The sequence below is a fragment of the Lacisediminimonas profundi genome, assembly GCF_008831265.1.
Classification (GTDB): domain Bacteria; phylum Pseudomonadota; class Gammaproteobacteria; order Burkholderiales; family Burkholderiaceae_D; genus Lacisediminimonas; species Lacisediminimonas profundi.
This window is the reverse complement of record NZ_VTTH01000001.1, coordinates 1,083,332-1,104,344: the sequence shown is the minus strand read 5'-3', so window position 1 is coordinate 1,104,344 and position 21,013 is coordinate 1,083,332. Positions and strand designations below refer to the sequence as shown.

Annotated in this window: 15 protein-coding genes; 9 read left to right on the top strand and 6 right to left on the bottom strand. The window is 63.5% G+C overall.

What is annotated here, in order from left to right; genetic code table 11:
• Positions 1 to 14: 14 nt before the first annotated feature.
• From moaA to FVE66_RS04960, 5 genes are all read left to right on the top strand, one after another.
• Positions 15 to 1,130 carry a GTP 3',8-cyclase MoaA gene (moaA, locus tag FVE66_RS04980; RefSeq protein WP_151446238.1) on the top strand — a complete coding sequence of 372 codons (1,116 nt, stop codon included), beginning with the start codon at positions 15 to 17 and terminating at the stop codon, positions 1,128 to 1,130.
• A gap of 17 nt (positions 1,131 to 1,147) precedes the next feature.
• Entirely contained in the window at positions 1,148 to 2,446 is a 1,299-nt protein-coding gene (gene moeA, locus FVE66_RS04975; RefSeq protein ID WP_151446237.1) for a molybdopterin molybdotransferase MoeA, read from the top strand.
• Positions 2,447 to 2,684: 238 nt separating this feature from the next.
• Positions 2,685 to 4,703 carry a TonB-dependent receptor plug domain-containing protein gene (locus FVE66_RS04970; protein ID WP_161993185.1) on the top strand — a complete coding sequence of 673 codons (2,019 nt, stop codon included), beginning with the start codon at positions 2,685 to 2,687 and terminating at the stop codon, positions 4,701 to 4,703.
• A 2-nt stretch (positions 4,704 to 4,705) separates the two neighbouring features.
• Positions 4,706 to 5,242, top strand: a complete 537-nt coding sequence (locus tag FVE66_RS04965) for a YfiR family protein (RefSeq protein WP_161993184.1) — start codon at positions 4,706 to 4,708, stop codon at positions 5,240 to 5,242.
• Entirely contained in the window at positions 5,239 to 7,155 is a 1,917-nt protein-coding gene (locus FVE66_RS04960; RefSeq protein ID WP_151446234.1) for a putative bifunctional diguanylate cyclase/phosphodiesterase, read from the top strand. The genes FVE66_RS04965 and FVE66_RS04960 overlap by 4 nt, the downstream gene beginning before the upstream one ends.
• Before the next feature lie 146 nt (positions 7,156 to 7,301).
• Here FVE66_RS04960 and FVE66_RS04955 read toward each other — a convergent pair whose 3' ends face one another.
• The 5 genes from FVE66_RS04955 to FVE66_RS04935 form a co-directional block, all read right to left on the bottom strand.
• A complete protein-coding gene (locus tag FVE66_RS04955; protein WP_151446233.1) occupies positions 7,302 to 7,811 on the bottom strand; it encodes a universal stress protein in 510 nt (169 codons plus the stop codon).
• Position 7,812: 1 nt separating this feature from the next.
• Positions 7,813 to 8,559, bottom strand: a complete 747-nt coding sequence (locus tag FVE66_RS04950) for a TerC family protein (RefSeq protein WP_151446232.1) — start codon at positions 8,557 to 8,559, stop codon at positions 7,813 to 7,815.
• Between the two features lie 199 nt (positions 8,560 to 8,758).
• A complete protein-coding gene (locus FVE66_RS04945; RefSeq protein ID WP_151446231.1) occupies positions 8,759 to 11,722 on the bottom strand; it encodes an FAD-binding and (Fe-S)-binding domain-containing protein in 2,964 nt (987 codons plus the stop codon).
• 65 nt (positions 11,723 to 11,787) lie between these two features.
• On the bottom strand, positions 11,788 to 13,251 hold the full coding sequence (locus FVE66_RS04940; RefSeq protein ID WP_194164350.1) for a DNA recombination protein RmuC: 1,464 nt from the start codon (positions 13,249 to 13,251) through the stop codon (positions 11,788 to 11,790).
• 6 nt (positions 13,252 to 13,257) lie between these two features.
• Positions 13,258 to 13,659, bottom strand: a complete 402-nt coding sequence (locus FVE66_RS04935) for a group II truncated hemoglobin (RefSeq protein WP_151446230.1) — start codon at positions 13,657 to 13,659, stop codon at positions 13,258 to 13,260.
• A gap of 215 nt (positions 13,660 to 13,874) precedes the next feature.
• Between FVE66_RS04935 and FVE66_RS04930 the strand changes: the two genes are divergently transcribed.
• The 3 genes from FVE66_RS04930 (at position 13,875) to galU (ending at position 18,002) form a co-directional block, all read left to right on the top strand.
• A complete protein-coding gene (locus FVE66_RS04930; protein WP_241673009.1) occupies positions 13,875 to 15,275 on the top strand; it encodes an undecaprenyl-phosphate glucose phosphotransferase in 1,401 nt (466 codons plus the stop codon).
• Positions 15,276 to 15,377: 102 nt separating this feature from the next.
• Positions 15,378 to 16,847, top strand: coding sequence for a mannose-1-phosphate guanylyltransferase/mannose-6-phosphate isomerase (locus FVE66_RS04925; protein WP_151446229.1), 1,470 nt, complete (start codon positions 15,378 to 15,380; stop codon positions 16,845 to 16,847).
• A 189-nt stretch (positions 16,848 to 17,036) separates the two neighbouring features.
• On the top strand, positions 17,037 to 18,002 hold the full coding sequence (gene galU / locus FVE66_RS04920; RefSeq protein ID WP_151446228.1) for a UTP--glucose-1-phosphate uridylyltransferase GalU: 966 nt from the start codon (positions 17,037 to 17,039) through the stop codon (positions 18,000 to 18,002).
• 86 nt (positions 18,003 to 18,088) lie between these two features.
• On the opposite strand, the gene FVE66_RS04915 is transcribed toward galU, so the two are convergent.
• Complete coding sequence (locus FVE66_RS04915) at positions 18,089 to 19,183, bottom strand: malate/lactate/ureidoglycolate dehydrogenase (RefSeq protein WP_241673008.1); 1,095 nt, start codon at positions 19,181 to 19,183, stop codon at positions 18,089 to 18,091.
• Between the two features lie 124 nt (positions 19,184 to 19,307).
• Between FVE66_RS04915 and FVE66_RS04910 the strand changes: the two genes are divergently transcribed.
• Complete coding sequence (locus FVE66_RS04910) at positions 19,308 to 20,999, top strand: thiamine pyrophosphate-binding protein (protein ID WP_151446227.1); 1,692 nt, start codon at positions 19,308 to 19,310, stop codon at positions 20,997 to 20,999.
• The last annotated feature ends 14 nt before the right edge of the window (positions 21,000 to 21,013 follow it).

Sequence of the window (21,013 nt, the reverse complement as noted above, 5' to 3'; positions counted from 1 at the left end):
AGGCTCGAAAAATCATGGTCGCGAAAGTCATCCCCGTCGCCGAACAACGCTATCCGGACAGCGCGGCGGTCATACCGGACATACTCGAAGCGCCGACCGGCGTGCTGACCGACGCCCTGTCGCGTCCGCTACGAGACCTGCGCATCTCGGTCACCGACCGCTGCAATTTCCGCTGTGTCTATTGCATGCCGAAGGAAGTATTCGGCAAGGACTATGCATTCCTGCCGCAAAGTTCGCTGCTCACCTTCGAGGAAATCACCCGTGTCGCCCGGCTGTTCGCCGACCACGGCGTCAACAAGATCCGTCTGACCGGCGGTGAACCGCTGTTGCGCAAGAACCTTGAAAAGCTGATCGAGATGCTGGCCGTGCTGCGCACGCCCGAAGGCAAGGCGCTCGACCTGACGCTCACCACCAACGGCTCGCTGCTGGCGCGCAAGGCGCAATCGCTGAAGGATGCCGGGCTGACCCGGGTGACGGTCTCGCTCGACGCGCTGGACGAAGCCGTTTTCCGGCGCATGAACGATGTCGATTTCCCGGTCGCCGATGTACTGGACGGCATCGAAGCCGCGCATCGGGCCGGCCTCGGTCCGGTCAAGGTCAACATGGTGGTCAAGGGCGGCATGAACGACCAGCAAATCCTGCCGATGGCGCGCCACTTCAAGGGCTCGCCGGTGATCCTGCGCTTCATCGAATACATGGATGTCGGCGCTTCCAACGGCTGGAAGATGGACGAAGTGATCCCGTCGGCCGAAGTGGTGCGCCGCATCAGTGAAGAAATGCCGCTGACCGAAGCGCAAGCCAACTACACCGGCGAGACTGCCGAACGCTGGCGCTATCGCGACGGCGGCGGCGAGATCGGCGTGATTTCCAGCGTCACACAGGCCTTCTGCCACGACTGCACGCGCGCGCGCCTGTCGACCGAGGGCAGGGTTTATACCTGCCTGTTCGCAAACAGCGGCCACGACTTGCGCTCCCTGCTGCGCGGCGGACGTAGCGATGCCGAAATCCAGGGCGCGATCGCACACCTGTGGCGCCAGCGCAGCGACCGCTACTCCGAACTGCGCACCATCAATACCGAGGGCTTGTCGCTGGCCCGGCGCAAGGTCGAGATGTCATACATCGGCGGATAGGAAAAGAAAACAGCTTCATGTCACAACCACCACAAGCACACCCCTCACTCGAGCACATCGCCAGCTGCGTCTCCGGGTACGATCCTGACGCCCTTCCGGTCGCCAGCGCCCAGCAAGTGATCCGTTCCTTCATCCGTCCGATTGATTCAGTCGAAAAGCTCGCGATCCGGGCCGCGCTGGACCGGGTGCTGGCAGCCGACATCATCTCGCCGATCAACGTGCCGGCCCACGACAACTCGGCGATGGATGGCTACGCATTGCGTGCAAGCGATCTCGGCAGCGAACCGGTGCGCCTGCGGATCGCAGGGACCGCTTTTGCGGGCCGCGCCTTCGATGGCCAGGTCGGCCCGGGGGAATGCCTGCGCATCATGACCGGCGCCATCATGCCGGCCGGCTGCGACACTGTCGTACCCCAGGAATTCACCCGCGATGGCGACGAACAAGCAGTGACCATTCCGCCAGGCGTGGTGCGCGCCGGCGATAACCGCCGTTTCGCAGGGGAAGATCTCAAGGCCGGCCAAGCGGCGCTTGCCCGTGGCCGGATCCTGCGCCCGGCCGATCTTGGCCTGCTGGCGTCGCTGGGGATTGCCGAAGTGCCGGTGCAGCGGCGCCTTCGAGTCGCGTTTTTCTCCACCGGGGATGAACTGCGTTCCATCGGCGAGCCGCTGGACGAGGGCTGCGTCTATGACAGCAACCGATACACGCTGTATGGCATGCTACGCCGCCTAAGCTGCGACATTGTCGACATGGGGGTAGTCAGGGATGAACCCGAAGCGCTGGAAGCTGCATTCCGCAGCGCGGCCGAAAATGCCGACGCCATCATCACCTCGGGAGGGGTCTCGGTCGGCGCCGCGGACTACACCAAGCAGATGATGGCCAAGCTGGGCGATGTCAGCTTCTGGAAAATTGGCATGCGGCCGGGGCGCCCGATGGCGTTCGGCCACATCTCCTCCGGCGGACATGGCGCCTACCTGTTCGGCCTGCCCGGCAATCCGGTCGCCGTAATGGTCACATTTTATTTTTTCGCACGCGATGCCCTGCTGCACATGATGGGCGCAGCGCCGGCACCCCTGCCCTTGCTGCCGGTTGTCTCCCGCACCGCGATCCGCAAGAAACCCGGCCGCACCGAGTACCAGCGCGGAATACTCACCACGGATGCCGACGGCCGGCGCAGCGTCAGCATCACCGGCTCCCAGGGATCGGGCATCCTGCGCTCGATGTCCGAGGCAAATTGCATGGTGGTCCTGCACCATGAACAAGCCAATGTCGCGCCGGGCGACATGGTCGATGTCGTGCTGTTTGATGGACTGACCTGAAAATTTCACGCCGGAAGCGCAGCCAAAGCCCTCAGGACTTGTCGAAACATATACACTATTGCCGTTGCAATATTGATATCCAACAAGAGTCCGCGTGATAGAAAACAAGGGAAATGGCGGCAATTTCAGGCCCCGCTGGCAGGATGCCGCTTCTTGCCTGTCTTCTTGCCTGGGCTTCTTGCCTGGCTTCATGCTTCGGATCCGGCCAGTCGGACCCGCCTGCCAGCAAGCAGCTCAAATGAAGTCCCGCACCGACCAGAAGCAGCATCGGCTGCGCCGCGCCATTGCAGCGGCGAGCGCCATCGCCCTCAGCACTGCCTGCTTGCCGGCCGCGGCCGAGCATGCACCAGCACCCGATGCCCTGGTCACGATGTCAATCGAGCAGCTGCTCGATAAAGAGGTCTACGGCGCCTCCAGATACCTGCAGAACTCCAGCGACGCACCCTCGGCGGTATCCGTGGTAACGGCGGACGACATACGCCACTTCGGCTGGCGCACGCTGGCTGATATCCTGCGTACTCTCCCCGGCCTGAGCGTCAACTACGACCGCAACTACAGCTACCTCGGCGCGCGCGGATTCCTGCGTCCAGGCGACTACAACACCCGCTTCCTGTTGCTGGTGGACGGGCAGCGCACCAACGATGCCGTGTATGAACAGGCGTCGATCGGCACCGAGTTCATGCTCGACATCGACCTGATCGACCGGGTCGAATACGTCCCTGGCGCCGGTTCCTCGATCTATGGCGCGAATGCGTTCTTCGGCGTCATCAATGTCGTCACCAAACGGGCGCGGGACCTGCCGCTGGTACAGGTTTCCGGGGCGGCCGGCAAGTCCGGCACGACCAAGGGGCGCGCGACCCTCGCCATGCATGACGATGCCGGTGCCGAACTGCTGCTCTCCGCCACCCGTTACCGCAGCACTGGCGCAGACCTGTATTACCCGCAGTTCGATACGCCGGCCAACAACAATGGCATCGCACGGGGCCTGGACCACGACCTGTCCAATTCCGTGTTCGCCAAGGGACGCGCTGGTCCATGGAGATTTTCGCTCGCCCATTCGGAACGGACCAAGGGCATCCCGACCGCTTCCTGGGGCCAGGTGTTCAACGACCCGAGGTCGGGCACGCGAGACGTGCAGACATCAGCCCAACTGGGCTATCGCGACCTCCTGTCGGATCGAACCGAGCTGGCGGTGAACCTCTCGTTCGGCCGTTACGATTACCAGGGCGATTACATCTACGACCTGCCGCCGGTCAGCGTTCAGCGCGACGGCAGCATCGGCAGCTGGTTCGGCGCCGACATCAAGCTGCTCACCACGCGCTTTACCGGACACAAGCTGGTGCTGGGGGCAGTGCATGCGGTCGACCGGCGCCTGGACCAGTACACCTACATTGTCGTGCCATACGCGTCCAGCCTCGACGACCACCGGCGCGGCCGCAAAACCGGCCTGTTCATCCAGGATGAAATCACGCTGACGCCGCGGCTGCTGCTCAATGCCGGCCTGCGCTGGGACTCGTCGGAGATCACCGATTCCATCGTCAATCCGCGCCTGGCCCTGATTTACAAGCCACGGACAGGCACCGTCGTGAAAGGCATATTCGGGACCGCATATCGTGACCCGAACACCTATGAAATGTATTACCGTGCGCCGGCCCCGGGCGGGCAGAACCCCAATCCGGCGCTGAGGCCCGAACGCATCCGGACCCATGAACTCGTCGTCGAACAACGCATCGGGCAAAGCAGCAAAGTCGTCGCCACGCTTTACCAGAACGTCGCATCCAACCTGATCACGCAGACCTACGACCCGGTCACGCTGACATCGACCTTCATCAACGCCAGCGAGGCAACCGCCCGCGGACTTGAACTGTCGCTGGACCAAGCCTGGAGGGGCGGCGCCCGGATGCGCGCCAGCACCAGTTTTCAACACACCTATGACACTGCCACCGGTTCGCACCCGGTCAACTCGCCGGACCTGTTGGCGAAGATGAATTTCTCGGTCCCGCTGGGGCGGGTGCGGGCGGGAATCGAAGCGCAGTATGTCGGACCACGGGACACCCTCACCCGGAGAATCGGCGGATATTGGATCGCCAACGCAACCCTGTTCTCCGCACGGCTGGCGAAAGGGCTGGAGATGTCAGCCAGCATCTACAATGTATTCAACCGGCGCTATGCCGACCCGGGGGCCAACGAACATCTGCAGGACAGCCTGCGACAGGACGACCGCAGTTGGCGCCTGAAATTCACGTACGGCTTCTGACCTTGGCCCGATCGCGCATATTCCGACGCTGGGGCCTGAAAATCGGCCTGCCGCTGCTGCTTGCCAGCGGACCGGCGCTGGCAGACCCGGTCGCGGACTATCGGCTGAAAGCGGCGATCGTGTACAACTTCGCATTGTTCACGACATGGCCGGCCGACGCCCTTCCTGCCGGGAACGATTTCAATGTGTGCTTCCTGCAGGCCCCGGAACTGAAACAAGGCATGCAGGAGCTTGCCGTGCCGACCCTGCTCGGCCGGCGCCTGGTCATGCAGCTGACCTACGATACCGATGGGCTGCGCGGGTGCCAGGTACTGGTGGTCGGTAGCGTACCCCGCGAGAAATGGAACACCCTGCGCAAATCGCTGGCTGGCGCGGCAGTGCTGACCGTTTCCGATGAACCCGCTCTGCAGGACAGGGTGATGATGAGCATGGCAACCGAAGGTGAGCGGATCGTGTTTGATGTCGACCATACGGCGGCGCGCGCCGTGAATCTGGCCCCCAGCTCGAAACTGCTGCGACTGGCAAGAAAGGTCCGATGAACATGCCGAAACAACCCGGCCTGAGGCGGCCGCTGGCGCGCTGGATCGATCTGGCCACCCTGCTCACTGCTGGCGCGGCCCTGCTGTTGGCGGGGACGCTGCTGACTGTTTATCAAGTGGTCTCGTTGCGCAGCGCACTAGTGGACGACGCCCGGGTGCAGGCCCGCATCATCGGCGAAAACAGCACTGCTGCCCTGAGCTTCAAGGATCCCGCGGCCGCGCACGACACACTGTCTGCGCTGGAATTTTCGCCAAGCGTGCTGGCGGCGGCAATCCTGAACGAGCACTACGAAGCCCTGGCACACTATCAGGCTGCCGGCGACGACGGGCCGCCACCACGGGCCGACGGCACCTTGATGCGAGACGGCTACCGCTTCAGTGCCGGCGAGGTCCTGGTGGCGCAGCCGATCATCAGGATGGACGGCCGCAACCTCGGCACGGTCGTATTGCGGGTCAGCCTGGAACAGTTGTGGCGCCGTGTGCTGGGCTACATCGGGCTGACGCTGGCAGTAGCGGCCGGTTCGCTTGCCATTGCCTTCCTGCTGGTGGCGCGCATGCGCCGGGTGGTGCGCCATACCGAAGCCCATCTTGACTACCTTGCCCATTCCGATCCTGTCACCGGGCTGCCCAACCGCCACGCCTTCAACGCCAGGCTGGCATTCGCACTATCGAAAGTCGATCAGTTCGGCGGCATGGTCGGGCTGCTGTTCCTTGACCTGGACGACTTCAAGGTGGTCAACGACACGCTGGGCCATCAGAACGGGGACCGCATGCTCAAGCAGGTGGCACAACGCCTGACCGGCGTGCTGCGCACGACCGACACCATCTGCCGCATCGGCGGCGACGAGTTTGCCGTGATCCTCGAATCAGCCACCAGTTCCCGCGAGAGCGAATCAGTGGCTGCCAAGCTGATCGCGGCGCTGGCAGCGCCCTTCCCGCTGGACAAGCACGAAATGTATGTCAGCGCCAGTATCGGCCTGGCAATCTATCCGCTGGACAGCGCCGACCTGCAGGCGCTGATCCGGAATGCCGACACGGCGATGTACCACGCCAAGAGCCGTGGCAAGAATGCGTTTGACCGCTTTCACCCCGACATGGAGCAACGGGCGCAAAAACGCGTGCAGCTCGAGAACAGCATGCGCAAGGCGCTCGAGCGCAATGAGCTGCGCGTGTTCTTCCAGCCGCAGATCAGCATCGCCACCCGCCGCATCGTCGCGGTCGAAGCGCTGCTGCGCTGGGAGCACCCCGAGCTGGGCCTGATACAGCCGCTCGAGTTCATCCCGGTTGCAGAAGAAAGCGGCCTCATCGTTCCGCTCGGCAAATGGGTGCTGGAGGCGGCATGCGAGCAGGCCGCACGCTGGGCAGCCGAAGGAATGCGGGAACTGAGCATCGCCGTCAACCTGTCGGTGCGGCAGATGCGCGAGGAAGGCCTGGTGGATGACATCCTCGCGATCCTGAATCGGACCGGCGTGGCTCCGGGACAGCTGGAACTGGAAATCACCGAGACCGTGCTGATGGAAGACGTCGAGGAAAACGTGCGACTGCTCACGCGATTGAAGGCCGAAGGGATCTGCATTTCGATCGATGATTTTGGCACCGGCTACTCGTCGATGGCCTACCTGAAGCGATTCCCGATCGACCAGATCAAGATCGACCGCACCTTCATCACTGACCTGCCGGCCGATGCCGAAGACCGGGCAATCACGACCGCCATCATTGCAATGGCGCACTCGCTGGGCGTGGAGGTCGTGGCGGAAGGGGTCGAGACCGCGGCGCAACTGGCCTTCCTCGACGAGCACGGCTGCGACCGGGTGCAGGGCTACTTCCTCGGCGCGCCGTTGCCGGGGCCGCATGTGACCGTGCTCTTGAATGCGCAACAGGAAGAACTGCAGGCGTCATTGCCGCGGGCCTGAGGCGCGGCCAGGCAAGACAATTGCAGCAAGTGCATCTTCGCCTGCAAAAAAAGTCGGGTCAGGGCGCAAACCCTGACCCGATGTTTTTTTACTTCAATCGCAGGTGCTGCCCTTCAACTTCCGGCGGGCAGCACCCCGATATCCTCTCAGTCCTCTGCCAACAACATCAAGGCGACTACTGTCCCTACCCCGGCTGGAATGCCGAAACGTTCCAGCAGGTTGGGTTGCGCGCGCGCAATCACCTCGACCGGCACCATCGAGAGTTCGATCACCCTGGTGGTGACCGAGTCTTCAAACAGCCGCATCAGGGCGTTCTTGCGCGCCGTTCCCATCACGATCTTGTGAGCGCCGACCTCGCGCGCGCAATCGGCGATGGATTCGGCAGTATCCCCCTGGCGCACCACCACGTCATACTGGATTGCTGCCTTGTCCAGCATCTCCCGCGCCTGCTGGAGCGCCTTTTGGGTACCCTCCTTCCGGAAAGAATCCCGATTGGCGAGAGGCACGAAACGCGACACGTAGCGTGACAGGCGCGGCTGCACGTTGACCAGGTTGACCTTCATCGGCTCCTGACCGCGGCGATTCAGCAGCAATACATGGTTGACAGCATCCAGGGAAGCGCGAGAACCATCGACCGGGATCAGGATACGTAGCATGTCAACTTTCCCCTTTTTCGGAAATCGCAGCAGGCTTGCCACCGGCAGCCGGGTAATCGGTTTCAGCAAGCTCACGCGAACGCCGTGCGCGCAAGACACCGCTTCCCACCACGCCACCTATGACCACCAGGTACAGGGCCCACGCGAAGAGTGAATTCTGCGTGAAGTAGGCTTTCAGCATGGCTTCGGTCACGATCATCTTGACTGCGGTCCACGCCAGGATGCCGGCACCTATGTAAATAATAACCGGGAACCGCTCGACCCACTTGAGGATCATTGTGCTGCCGAAAACCATGATCGGCACGCTGATCAGCAAACCGATGACGACCAGCGTGAAATCGCCGTGCGCTGCACCGGCCACGCCCAGCACATTATCCAGGCCCATGACAGTGTCGGCAACGATGATGGTCCGGATGGCGCTGGCCAAGGTTACCTGGCCGGCGGGAAGATGTGAATTCTCATCAGACTCTTCATCGGGTGCCAGCAGTTTGTATGCGATCCAGACCAGCAACAAACCACCCGCCAGTTGCAGCCCTGGTATGTTGAGCAACCAGACGATGATGAGCGTCATCAACACGCGAACAACCACGGCACCGACAGTGCCGAGGATGATGGTCATGCGTTGCTTGTCTGCAGGGAGTCGTCGCGCAACCAGCGCGATGACGATGGCGTTGTCGCCGGCGAGCACCAGATCGATCGCAATGATCGCCAGCAGCGCCGAGAGAAACTGGGCTGAGAATATCTCCATGGAAGATCCTTTGGACAGACACCCGGTTGTTATCCGTACTGACTGGCAAAGATCCCCGGGTCAAAAAACCTTTACCAAACGGTTGGTAAAGGTCTTGCCACAACGCAAAGCGTTGCCTGCAGGGCCGGGGATGGGGATCCCGTAATGACGACGTCTGCAGTGAGGCTACTCCCCTTCGAAGGGGTGGAAGATATGTCGGCTACCCGGCATTGTCAATTCGGGAAAACTTGAGGATATCTGCGTCTTTTCGAATTGCAGCGTCCAGCACCTGTGCGACGTGCATGGCTTCCCGCCCGCTGCCCAGCCTGATCTGTTCGCGGCAGGAAAACCCGTTCGCCACCACCATGGTCTCGCTGTCGCTGGCGCGCACCGCCGGCAGCAAGGCGCGTTCGCCAATGGCGCTGGAAACCTGCGCAGTGTGCGGATGAAACCCGAAGCTGCCGGCCATGCCGCAACAGCCGCTCTCCGGCGAGGAACAGGCAACGCCGGCAGCCGCCATCATTGCGGCCTCGGCCGCCGTGCCAAGAACCGCCTTCTGGTGGCAATGCCCCTGCAGCAGCGCGGTGCCGCCGGCGCGTGGCGGCCGGTAGCCGATGTGCTGCAGGAATTCAGCCAGCATCATCGTTTGCGAGGCCAGCGCCTGCGCGCGCGGATCGTCGGGAAAAAGGTTCAGCAACTCGTCGCGAAACACGCTGGTGCAGGACGGCTCGAGGCCGACCACCGGCGTGCCGGCCTCGATCTCGGGAGCCAGCACATCCAGGATTTCAGCGAGTTGCGCGCGCGCCTGGTCGAGCAGGCCGAAGTCGTACAGGGGACGGCCGCAGCACAAGCGCTTCCTCGGCAACACCACCGTGCAACCGGCATGCTCCAGCACCCGCACCGCAGCGTGTGCCACCTCCGGCTGGAAATGATTGCTGAAGGTGTCGGCCCACAATATGACACGGCGGCCGCCCTGCAGCTTCGGCGCGAACGCCGAGCGGAAGCTGCGCTGCGCCAGACGCGGCAGCGAACGCCCGGGAGCGATACCGGCGACTTTCCTGGCCAGCGACGCAAACGGTTCGCGCTGCGTCAGCAGGTTCACCAGGCCGGGGAATTTCGCAGCCAGCGGCGCCCACTGGCCGATGCGCCCCATGCTCCAGGCCTGCACCGGACGCCGATGCTGCTCGTAATAATGCGACAGGAACTCGGCCTTGTAGGTCGCCATGTCGACATGGGTCGGGCAATCGCTCTTGCATCCCTTGCAGGACAGGCACAGGTCCAACGCTTCCTTCACCTGTTCGCTGTTCCAGCCGTCCTTCACCAGATCGCCACGCAGCATTTCGAAAAACAGGCGCGAGCGTCCGCGGGTCGAATATTTCTCTTCGCCGGTGGCGCGGTAGCTCGGGCACATGGTGCCGCCCTCCTGCGAACGGCACTTGCCCATGCCGATGCAGCGTTCGACCGCGCGCGAGAAATTGTCGAACTGGCCGTTGCCGTCCTTGGGAAAAGCGAACCGGGTTTCGAAGCGTATCGGCCGGTAATCCGGTCCCTGGCGCAGATTTTCGTCCACCCGGTAGGGGTCGATCATCTTGTGCGGGTTCATGCGGTGCCGAGGATCCCAGATGGCCTTGAATTCGCGAAACGCCTGCATCAGTTCCGGGCCGTACATGATCGGCAGGAACTCCGCCCGGGCCTGGCCATCGCCGTGCTCCCCGGTCAGCGAGCCGCCGTAACGCACCACCAGTTCGGCCGCTTCGCGCAGGAACCCGCGCCAGATGCGGATGCCTTCCGCGCTGCGCAGGTCGAAGGTGATGCGCGCGTGTATGCAGCCGTCGCCGAAATGCCCGAACAGCGAAGTCTGGTAACCGTAGCGGTCGATCAGCTGCTGGAATTCACGCAGGTAGTCGCCCAGGCGCATCGGATCGACCGCGGCATCCTCCCACCCGACCACCGGATCCGGCAGGCCCGGCTGGTCCTGCAGCGAGGTGGCCGACGCGCCGACTTCGCGGATGGTCCAGATACGCTCGGCCCACGCCTTGTCCTCGATCAGCCAGTGCGATGGCGCATCGCTTTCGCCGGCCCATGAATCGACCAGCGCCTGTGCCTGCGCCTGCGCAGCTGCTTGCGTGTCGGCGCCGAATTCGACCATGATCCAGGCATCGCCGGCCGGTAGCCGGGCGATATCGTCAAGCCGCAGGCCGCGTCTTTTCAGCCCGCCGATGATGGCGATGTCGAGGCCTTCAGTGGCAATCGGCTTGAACGGCAGGATGCGCGGAACCGCATCGCCGGCGCGATAGATATCGGGGAAGCCCAACACCAGCACCGCGCGCTCGCGGGGACTGTGCACCAGGCGAGTCCGGGCTTGCAAGGTGATCGCGCATCCGCCTTCGGTGCCAACCAGCGCGCGGGCGACATTGAAGCCGTTTTCCGGCAACAGCTGGTCCAGGTTGTAGCCGGAGACGCGGCGATTGATGCGCGGGAAGCCGCTGCGGATTGCATCGGCATAGCGGTCGCGCATCTGGCGCAGGGCTGAATAAATTTCGCCACGGCGGCCGCCGGCTGCAATGATCGCCTGCAGCTCTTGTTCGCTGGTCGGTCCGACCCGGAAACGGGCGCCGTCGTACGTGAGGATCTCGAGCTCCTCGATGTTCTCCACCGTCTTGCCAGCCATGACGGAATGCGCGCCGCAGGAGTTGTTGCCGATCATGCCGCCGAGCGTGCAGCGGCTGTGGGTCGCAGGATCGGGACCGAAAGTCAGCCCGTGCTCCTCGGCCGCATCGCGCAGTGCATCGCACACCACGCCGGGCTCGACATCGGCCACGCGCGCCACCGGGTCGACCTTCAGCACCTGGTTCATGTACTTCGAAGTATCGATGACGACCGCCACATTGACCGTCTGCCCGTTCATCGAGGTGCCGCCGCCGCGCGCCAACACCGGCACGTCGAATTCCCGGCAAACCGACAATGCGGCTTCGATATCCGCCGCGGAGCGCGGCAGCACGACACAGATCGGCACCTGGCGATAGTTCGATGCATCAGCCGCATACACCGCCCGGCTACCGTCGTCGAAACGGACTTCGCCCTTCACGGCGGATTCGAGCGCACGCCGGAAACTGTCATGGGCACCAGCAGCTGCATCGGTACCGGCAGCTGCAGCGGCAGCGGCAATGGAAATTGAAGTCATGGATACCGCAGTCGTGGAAATTGGAATGGCGATTGAAGCCCCGCGAGGTCCCGGGACTGAAAACGTCAGGCAGCGCTGGCGCCGTCTCGCTCATCGGCCGGTTCGAACCCATCCAGCGGATCGGCTGGCCCGAACAATCGCTGCGCGGCATCCGCCGGCATCGCCTCGACCGTCTTCAGCTTGCGTGCCATCTGCCGGCTGCGGGTCTCGGCCTGTTCGATATTCTTCGCAGCCCGCTCGAGTGTGGCCTTGGTGGCGGCAAGCACGTCGCCGAACTTGCCGAACTCGGTCTTGACGGCGCCCAGCACCTGCCACACTTCCGATGACCGCTTTTCCAGCGCCAGCGTACGAAACCCCATCTGCAGGCTGCTCAGCAATGCTGACAAGGTGGACGGTCCGGCGACGATCACGCGACAGGTGCGCTGCAGTTCGTCGGTCAGGCCGGGCCGCCGCATCACTTCCGCATACAGGCCTTCGGTCGGCAGGAACAGGATGGCGAAATCGGTGGTCAGCGGCGGCGACAGGTACTTGTCGGCGATGGTGCGCGCTTCGACCCGCACCGCCCGCTCCAGCTCGCGTCCGAACACGGCCACCCCTTCGCTGTCGGCACGCTCGGCGGCATCTACCAGCCGTTCGTACTGCTCCTTGGGAAATTTGGCGTCGATCGGCATCCACACCGGCGTGCCGCTGTCGTCGTTGCCGGGCAGGCGGATCGCAAACTCGACCCGCGCATTGGTTCCGGGCACGGTCTCGACATTGACGCCGTACTGTTCGGGCGTAAGCAATTGTTCCAGCAGCATGGCCAGCTGTACCTCGCCCCAGGTGCCGCGGGTCTTGACGTTGGTCAGCACCCGTTTGAGGTCGCCCACGCCAATCGCCAGCTGCTGCATCTCGCCCAGTCCCTGGTGGACTTTTTCGAGACGGTCCGAAACGATCTTGAACGACTCGCCCAAGCGAGTTTCGAGAGTGGCGTGCAGCTTCTCATCCACGGTCTGGCGCATTTCCTCCAGCCGCTTGCCGTTATCGGCCTGCAACTCGCGCATTTTTTCTTCCAGCGTGGCCCGCACCTCGGCCATGCGGCGCGCATTCGACTCCGCCATCTGTGTCAGCGTCTGCTGCAAGGTGTCGCTGAAGCGCTTGAGCGCCTGCCCCTGCTCGTCGCGCGCCTGCTGTGCCTGCTGCGCCAGGGTCTGGCGCAGCGTCTCCATGTGCTGGGCATTGGACTCGTTGAGCTTGACCAGTTGCTGCGAGAAAGAGTCGATCTGGTTGTTCTGGACCGTGGCGACACTGGTCATCTGCGCTGCCAGCGTCTGCTGGAACTGTGCCAGCGTGCTGCCCATTTCCTGGCGCGAGCCCTGCGCTGTCGCCTGCAGCTCGGAACGCAGTTCCCGCTCGGTGCGCTCCTGCCCCTGGAGCAGCCGGGAAATCTTGTCATCGTCGTCGCGCCGGCCGGCTTTCAGCAAGGACAACAGTTGCAGCACGAGCACGGCGGCCAGTCCGGCCGCCATCAGCATTTCGAATGTTGTCATGTCCGCCTAGCCGTCCGTATTGCGCATCCAGTCCGCCGTCCCGAAAAACGCATGCAGCAGTCTTTCCTGCAGCGCTTCGGGCAGGCCTTCATCCTGCATCGCCATCGCCATGCAGCGCAACCACTGGTCACGCTCGGCGCTGGCAATCGAAAACGGCAGGTGGCGGGCACGCAGGCGGGGATGGCCAAAACGTTCGACATACAGGGCCGGACCGCCGGTCCAGCCCGACAGGAACCAGAACAGCTTGTCGCGCGAACCATCCAGCGAAGGTGGATGCATGGCGCGCAAGGCCGCGAATTCCGGCTCCAGGTCCATCAGGTCGTAGAAGCGATCCACCAGGGATCGCAGCCTTTGTTCGCCGCCAATCAAATCATAGGCGGTCGGCTGTTGCGTTTCATCAGTCGTCATGGGCTAGATCATAGCGCAATGACGATGCTTCCGACATCCAGTGGCGATGCCGGCAGGAGCATCCCGCCAGCAGCCTGCCGGCATCGCGTGTCCGCCATGAATTTTCATCCCAAATGTTCGATTGACGCTTCTCAACCAAGGTTTCATTTCATTTTTTACAACGAATTTAGTTATTAATATGGCATACGGAAATTCATCAGACAGGGGCGGAAAACGTGCAAGACGCGATCCACAGATATTCGCCGCGACTCGAGATCATGATGCGTGTCGTCGACGTGCTTGGACTATGGTGCGCCGGGCAACTTGCCGGCCTGCTCAGTTTCAATGCGCCGCTGTCGCAGGCAGCGCCAGTGCATGGCATCCTGCTGTACTTCGGCTGCGCGCTGGCGTTCATCCTGTTCGCCAATTTCAAGATGTACGGCTCGTGGCGTGGCCGTTCGATGCCGGCGATGTTCCTGCAAGTCGCGCTGTCCTGGGCAGCGGTGATGATGATTGCGCTGTTGTTCAGCTTCCTGATCCATCACGTCGGCTCGCTGTCGCGGCTGTGGATGTTCCACTGGTATGTGGTCGGCGTACTTTCACTGATGCTGACTCGCGCGGTCCTCTACACGCTGCTGCGCCACATTCGCGAAAACGGACTCAACAACAAGCGCGTGGTCATCGTCGGCTACGGCAGCATCGGCCGCGAGATGCATCGCCGCGCCAGCCAGCAGAGCTGGTATGGCTATGACGTCAAGGCGGTTTTCCCGCTCGAGCCAGACCAGCCCCTTGCGGCCGGCGTCGAACGCGTCGATTCGCTGGAGGGACTGCTTGACTATGTAGCCCGCAACCATGTGCACGAGATCTGGATCACGCTGCCCTTGTCGGATTCGAACCGCCTGCAAAAGCTGCAGTACCTGCTGCGCAATGCGCTGGTCGACATCCGCTGGGTACCCGACACGCTCTCGATGCAGATCCTGTCCAACAAGGTGATCACTTTCCTTGGAATGCCCGCGGTCGATCTCAACCAGCCGGTCGCAGCCGACATGAGTGCCATGGCCAAGGATGTGTTTGACAAGGTGTTTGCCGCCATCGTGCTGTTCCTGTTGCTGCCGCTGTTCATCGTGATTGGCATTGGCATCAGGATGTCGTCGCCGGGACCGGTGTTCTTCCAGCAGCCGCGGCTGGGCCTGAACGGACGTCCTTTCGGGTGCCTGAAGTTTCGCAGCATGAAGCTGCACGACGACCACGGCGGCGTCACCCAGGCGACCCAGGACGATCCGCGCGTGACCCCTATCGGCCGCTTCCTGCGCCGCACCAGCCTGGACGAACTGCCGCAATTCATCAATGTCCTGCTGGGCGACATGTCGGTGGTCGGCCCGCGTCCGCACGCACTGCAACACAACGAGTTGTACAAGGACAAGCTCGAAATGTACATGCTGCGCCACCGCGTCAAGCCCGGCATCACCGGCTGGGCGCAGATACACGGGTACCGCGGCGAGACCGACACCGTCGACAAGATGGCAAAGCGGGTCCAGTTCGACCTGCATTACATACAGCACTGGTCCTTTGCGATGGACATGAAGATCATCGTCTGGACCGCATTCAAGGGATGGACCAGCAACAATGCTTATTGAGATCCGGATTCGTCACGGCATGAATGCAAGCCTGCCTGCAAGCGCGTCGCCATCCGCATGCGCAGGCTTGATCTACCGAACCAACGCGCAGGTGACCACACCATGAACACCATGATCCCGGTAGTGCTGTGTGGCGGCTCCGGCAGCCGCCTGTGGCCGCTTTCCCGCGAAAGCTATCCGAAACAATTCCTGCGCTTGCTCGGCGGCGCAAGCCTGCTGCAGCAGACGCTGCAACGGCTGTCCGGCGTACCCGACCTGGGTGCGCCTATCCTGGTCACCGGGGAATCCACCCGCTTCGTGGTGGCTGAACAGGTGCGCGAGATCGGCATCGACAACGCGCAGATCCTGCTTGAGCCGATGCGCCGCAATACGGCGCCGGCAATCGCCAGCGCCGCCCTCCACGCCCTGTCATTGCATGAAGATCCCATGCTGCTGGTGTTGCCGTCCGACCATGTGATCAAGGACCGGGCGGCCTTCGCTGCTGCGCTGGCCCATGCCAGGACCGCGGCGGCGCGAGGCGATCTGATGACGTTCGGCATCCAACCGGATCGCCCGGAAACCGGATATGGCTATATTCGGGCTGGAGCGGGGGCAGGAGCGGAGGCAGGAGCACGAGCAGCAACGGACACCGGCGCTGGCAGGGCCGCGGCCGGACCGGTGCGGCCGGTGCTCGAATTCGTCGAGAAGCCGAATCTGGCGACAGCCCGGCAGTATCTGGAAAGCCGGGATTTTTTCTGGAACAGCGGCATGTTCCTGTTTTCCGCCCGCCGTTACCTCGAAGAACTGTCGCAATTCGAGCCGGCCATGGTCGAAGCCTGCCGGACCGCGCATCAGAAGGGCGTGCGCGATATCGACTTCCTGCGACTCGACACCGATGCCTACGCGTCCAGTCCGGACAAGGCGGTCGACCATGCGGTCATGGAACGCACCGACCGCGCTGCCATGGTGCCGCTGGACGCCGGCTGGAACGACATCGGCAGCTGGGCCTCGGTACGCGATGCATCCGACAAGGACGAACACGACAATGCAGTGCAAGGCGATGCCATGCTGGAGGACTGCGAAGATTGCCTGGTGCATTCCAGCAGCCGCCTGGTGACAGCCGTCGGGCTGCGCAACGTGGTGGTGATTGAAACGCCGGATGGCGTGCTGGTGATGAATGCCGACAAGGCGCAGGACACCAGGAAAATCGTGAACCGGCTGCTGGAGCAGGGCCGCAGCGAGGCCACCCAGCACAGGCAGGTTTTCCGGCCCTGGGGTTCCTACGATTGCATTGGCGGTGGTGGCCGGTTCCAGGTCAAGCGCATCGTCGTCAAGGAAGGGGCCAAGCTGTCCTTACAGATGCATCACCATCGGGCCGAACACTGGGTGGTGGTGTCCGGCACCGCAAAAGTCACGAATGGCGACAGCGACTACCTGCTGTCGGAAAACCAGTCCACCTACATACCGATCGGGGTGGTCCATTCGCTGGAGAATCCCGGCAAGATTCCACTCGAACTGATCGAGATCCAGTCCGGCGGCTACCTGGGAGAAGACGACATCGTGCGGCTGCAGGACCGCTACGGGAGGAGCTGACCCAGCCTGGCCGCCGGCCGCGCCGGCGCACTGACGCCGTCGAACCGAACACCCGCTGACAAGTCGAACGTGACGCAGGGCAGGCCAGGGTCCGCTCCTGCTGTGCCCTCTTGCTTTACGCCGATTGCTTTACGCCGATTGCTTTACTCCGATTGTTTTTCTCCCGTTCAACGAGTTCAACGAATCCCCATGCACAAGCAAATCACCAAAGCAGTATTTCCGGTGGCCGGCCTCGGCACCCGTTTCCTGCCGGTCACCAAAGCGAGCCCGAAGGAAATGTTGCCCATCGTCGACAAGCCGCTGATCCAGTACGCAGTCGAAGAGGCGATGGCGGCCGGCATCACCGAAATGATTTTCGTGACCGGGCGCAACAAGCGCGCGATCGAGGACCATTTCGACAAAGCCTACGAGCTGGAAGCGGAACTGGCGGCGCGCGACAAGCAGGCCTTGCTGAGCGCATTACGCGGCATCAAGCCGGACTCGGTGCAATGCTTCTACGTGCGCCAGGCCGAAGCGTTGGGCCTGGGACATGCGGTGCTGTGCGCGGAACGCCTGATCGGCGACGAGCCGTTCGCGGTGCTGCTGGCGGACGACTTGCTGGATGCCGACGTGCCGGTGTTGAGGCAGATGACCGAGCTGCATGCGCATTACGGCAGCAGCATCATCGGCGTCGAACCGATCCGCCCGGAACAGTCGCGCTCGTATGGCGTGGTGGCCGGCAAGGGCTTCGGCGATGGCTTGCTGAAGCTGCATGACATCGTCGAGAAGCCGGCCCCGGAGGACGCGCCTTCCGACATGGGCGTGGTCGGCCGCTACATCCTGACTTCGTCGATCTTCCGGCACCTGCGCGAAATGCCGCCGGGCGCCGGCGGCGAATTGCAGCTGACCGATGGCATCGCCAGGCTGCTGAAGCAGGAAGCGGTGCTCTCCTACCGGTTCGACGGCAAGCGTTATGACTGTGGCAGCAAGCAGGGCTATCTGCAGGCGACAGTTGAATTCGCGCTGCGTCATCCGGAAGTCTGCGAGGAATTCCGCGAATACCTGAGGCACATCCAGGTTGCGCAGGGCGGGGACAGCGACGGCGAAGTGATCGGCATGCCCGGGCCGCTGCCGGGCGCGCAAGGTGCGCCCGGCAGCAGCGTGATCTACATGTGAGGTCAGCACGGCGTCCGGGCGCCGCCTTGCGAGATCGTGTCAGGACGCCCGGGCAATGCCGCCGGCCTGCCCTGCCCTGCCCTGCCCTACTCCCGCTGCAACGCCGACACCGGCCCCGGCGACCTGCCCGTCTGTTCCATCACCGTCGCTGCCGCCGCATCGAGCTGTGCCACCGTTCCTGCATCGACCGGTATCAACTCCGCGCGGGCAAGCCGCGAGCGCCGCTCCGGCTCGCCGGGCAGCAGGATGCCATCGCTGTCCTGCGCCAGTGGTGCCGAGCGCACCCAATCCACATAGGCCTGGACCTCTTCGCTGAACAGGTCAGCAGTCCCCATCCGCTGCGGATCGAACACCACGGCAAGCATGTTGTTCCAGACCCCTTGGGTCATATTGGCCGGAAGCGAAGCCCTGCCGCCAGTCAGTGCGGCGGCCAGCAGTTCGCACACCATTGCCAGCGCAAAGCCCTTGTGCCCGGCAAACGGCAGCATAGCGCCGCGCGCGCCGCCATCCGGCGGAAACATCACACCCGGATCACGAGTCGGACGACCTTCGCTGTCGAGCAACGATCCCGGCGGCACGGGGATCTTCTTGTTGTGCGCCACCCGCACCTTGCCCAGCGCAATCGCGCTGGTGGCGAAGTCGAGCAGGACCGGCGGGCGGCCCGGCACCGGAATGCCGACCGAGAACGGATTGGTCGAGAAGCGCGCCTCCCGGCCGCCATGCGGGGCGACAATGGGCATCGAGCAGACGCTCACGAAATGCACCGACACCATGCCGGCCGCTATCGCCTGTTCCGCCCAGTGGCCGACCCGGCCAAGGTGATGGGTATTCTTCAGGCCCATGATGCACACGCCATGCGCCTGCGCCCGCTCTATCGCCAGCGCCATCGCCTCCTGCGTGACCGCCTGCCCCATCCCGCAGCGGGCATCGACGGTCAGCATGGTTCCGCTGTCCTGCTCTATCGCCACCCGCTGGTTCAGCTGCAGTTCGCCTGCCTTCCAGGACAGCACGTAGCGCGGCGCCATGCCGACGCCGTGCGAGTCGTGGCCGGCCAGGTTTGCCCCGATCAGGTGGTCGGCCGTCAGCTGCGCTTCGCGTTGTTCGCTGCCGATGGCAAGAAATAGTTCCACCACCCATTGATGCAAGGCGGCAGTCGGTATCTGCATGTATTCCGTTTCCATCGATTCCTTTTTCAAGCTGCCTGGTTGCGCGACAGTTTCACACGGCAGACCGAAAATCGGCAAATGCCGGGCCAGGATCACAACATGCCCTAAAATGCCTGCAACCTACTTTCCTGAATTCGTCATGAACAAGACAGCCCAAGCCCGTTCCCCTTCCCTTCCCGCCGCATCCAAGCCACGCTCAGGCGGCCGCATATTGGTGGATGGCCTGCGCGCACATGGTGTCGAGCGCGTGTTCTGCGTGCCGGGCGAGAGCTACCTCGACGTGCTCGATGCGCTGGTCGACAATCCCTCGATCGATGTCATCGTCACCAAGCATGAAGGCGCGGCCGCCAACATGGCAGAAGCAGACGGCAAGCTGACCGGCCGGCCCGGCATCTGCTTCGTCACCCGCGGCCCCGGTGCCACGCATGCCAGTTGTGGGGCCCATATCGCACAACAGGATTCGACGCCGATGATCCTGTTCATCGGCCAGGTGGCGCGTGAGCAGCGCGGGCGGGAAGCGTTCCAGGAAGTCGAGTACCGGCAGATGTTTGCGCCGCTGGCGAAATGGGTGGAGGAAATCGACGACGTCCGGCGCATTCCCGAAATACTGGCGCGGGCCTTCACGGTGGCGACATCGGGACGGCCGGGACCGGTGGTACTGTCGCTGCCGGAGGATGTACTGGGCGACATGGCGGAAGTGGCCGACCTGCCGCGCTACCAGCCGGTGAACGCGGCGCCGTCGCCGGCAGACGGCGTTGCGCTGTCGGCGCTGCTGGTGCGCGCCGAGCGCCCGCTGGTGATCGCCGGCGGCGCCAACTGGAGCGAAGCCGCCGCCGCCGACCTGCGGGATTTCGCGCAAGCCTGGAACCTGCCGGTCGCGGCCGCCTTTCGCCGCCAGGATATTTTCGACAACCGCCATCCCAACTATGCCGGGCACATGAGCCTGGGCATCAATCCCGGGCTGGCGCAGCGGATACGGGATGCGGACCTGGTACTGGCGATCGGCACCCGGCTGGGCGACATCACCACCGACGGCTACACCCACCTGACCCCGCCGCGCAGCCAGCAGACGCTGGTGCACATGCATGCCGATGCCAACGAACTGGGCCGGGTCTACCAGCCCACGCTGGCGCTGCACACCTCGATCGCAGCCGGCGCAGCGCTGCTGGCCAGCATGACGCCCCCGGCGAAGGCATCGTGGGCCGGATGGACCGCCGCCGCGCATCAGGACTACCTGGCCTTCACCGAGCCGCCGGCGCCGGCAGCGGCGGCCACCGGCGTCGACATGGGCGCAGTGGTCGCGCATCTGAACCAGGTGCTGCCGGACGACGCCATCATCACCAACGGCGCTGGCAATTACGCGATCTGGGTGCACCGTTTCTACCAGTACCGGCAGCCGCGCACGGAACTGGCGCCGACCTGCGGCGCGATGGGTTACGGCTTCCCTGCCGCCATTGCCGCCAGCCGCCGGCATCCGGAGCGCACGGTGGTCTGCTTCGCCGGCGACGGCTGCTTCCTGATGTATCCGCAAGAGCTGGCCACAGCAGTCCAGTACGGCATTCCACTGATTGTGATCGTGGTCAACAACGGCATGTACGGGACGATCAGGATGCATCAGGAAAAACGCTTCCCGGGACGGATTTCGGCGACCCAATTGCAGGGGCCCGATTTCGTGGCGCTGGCGAAGTCGTTCGGGGCTTATGGGGAGTTGGTGGAGACGACGGATGCGTTTGCTGCGGCATTCGAGCGGGCGCGGGCATCGAACAAGCCGGCGCTGCTGGAACTGCGGGTGGATGCGAAGCAGATTACGCCGGCAATGCGCCTGGCTTGATCCGATCGACGTTG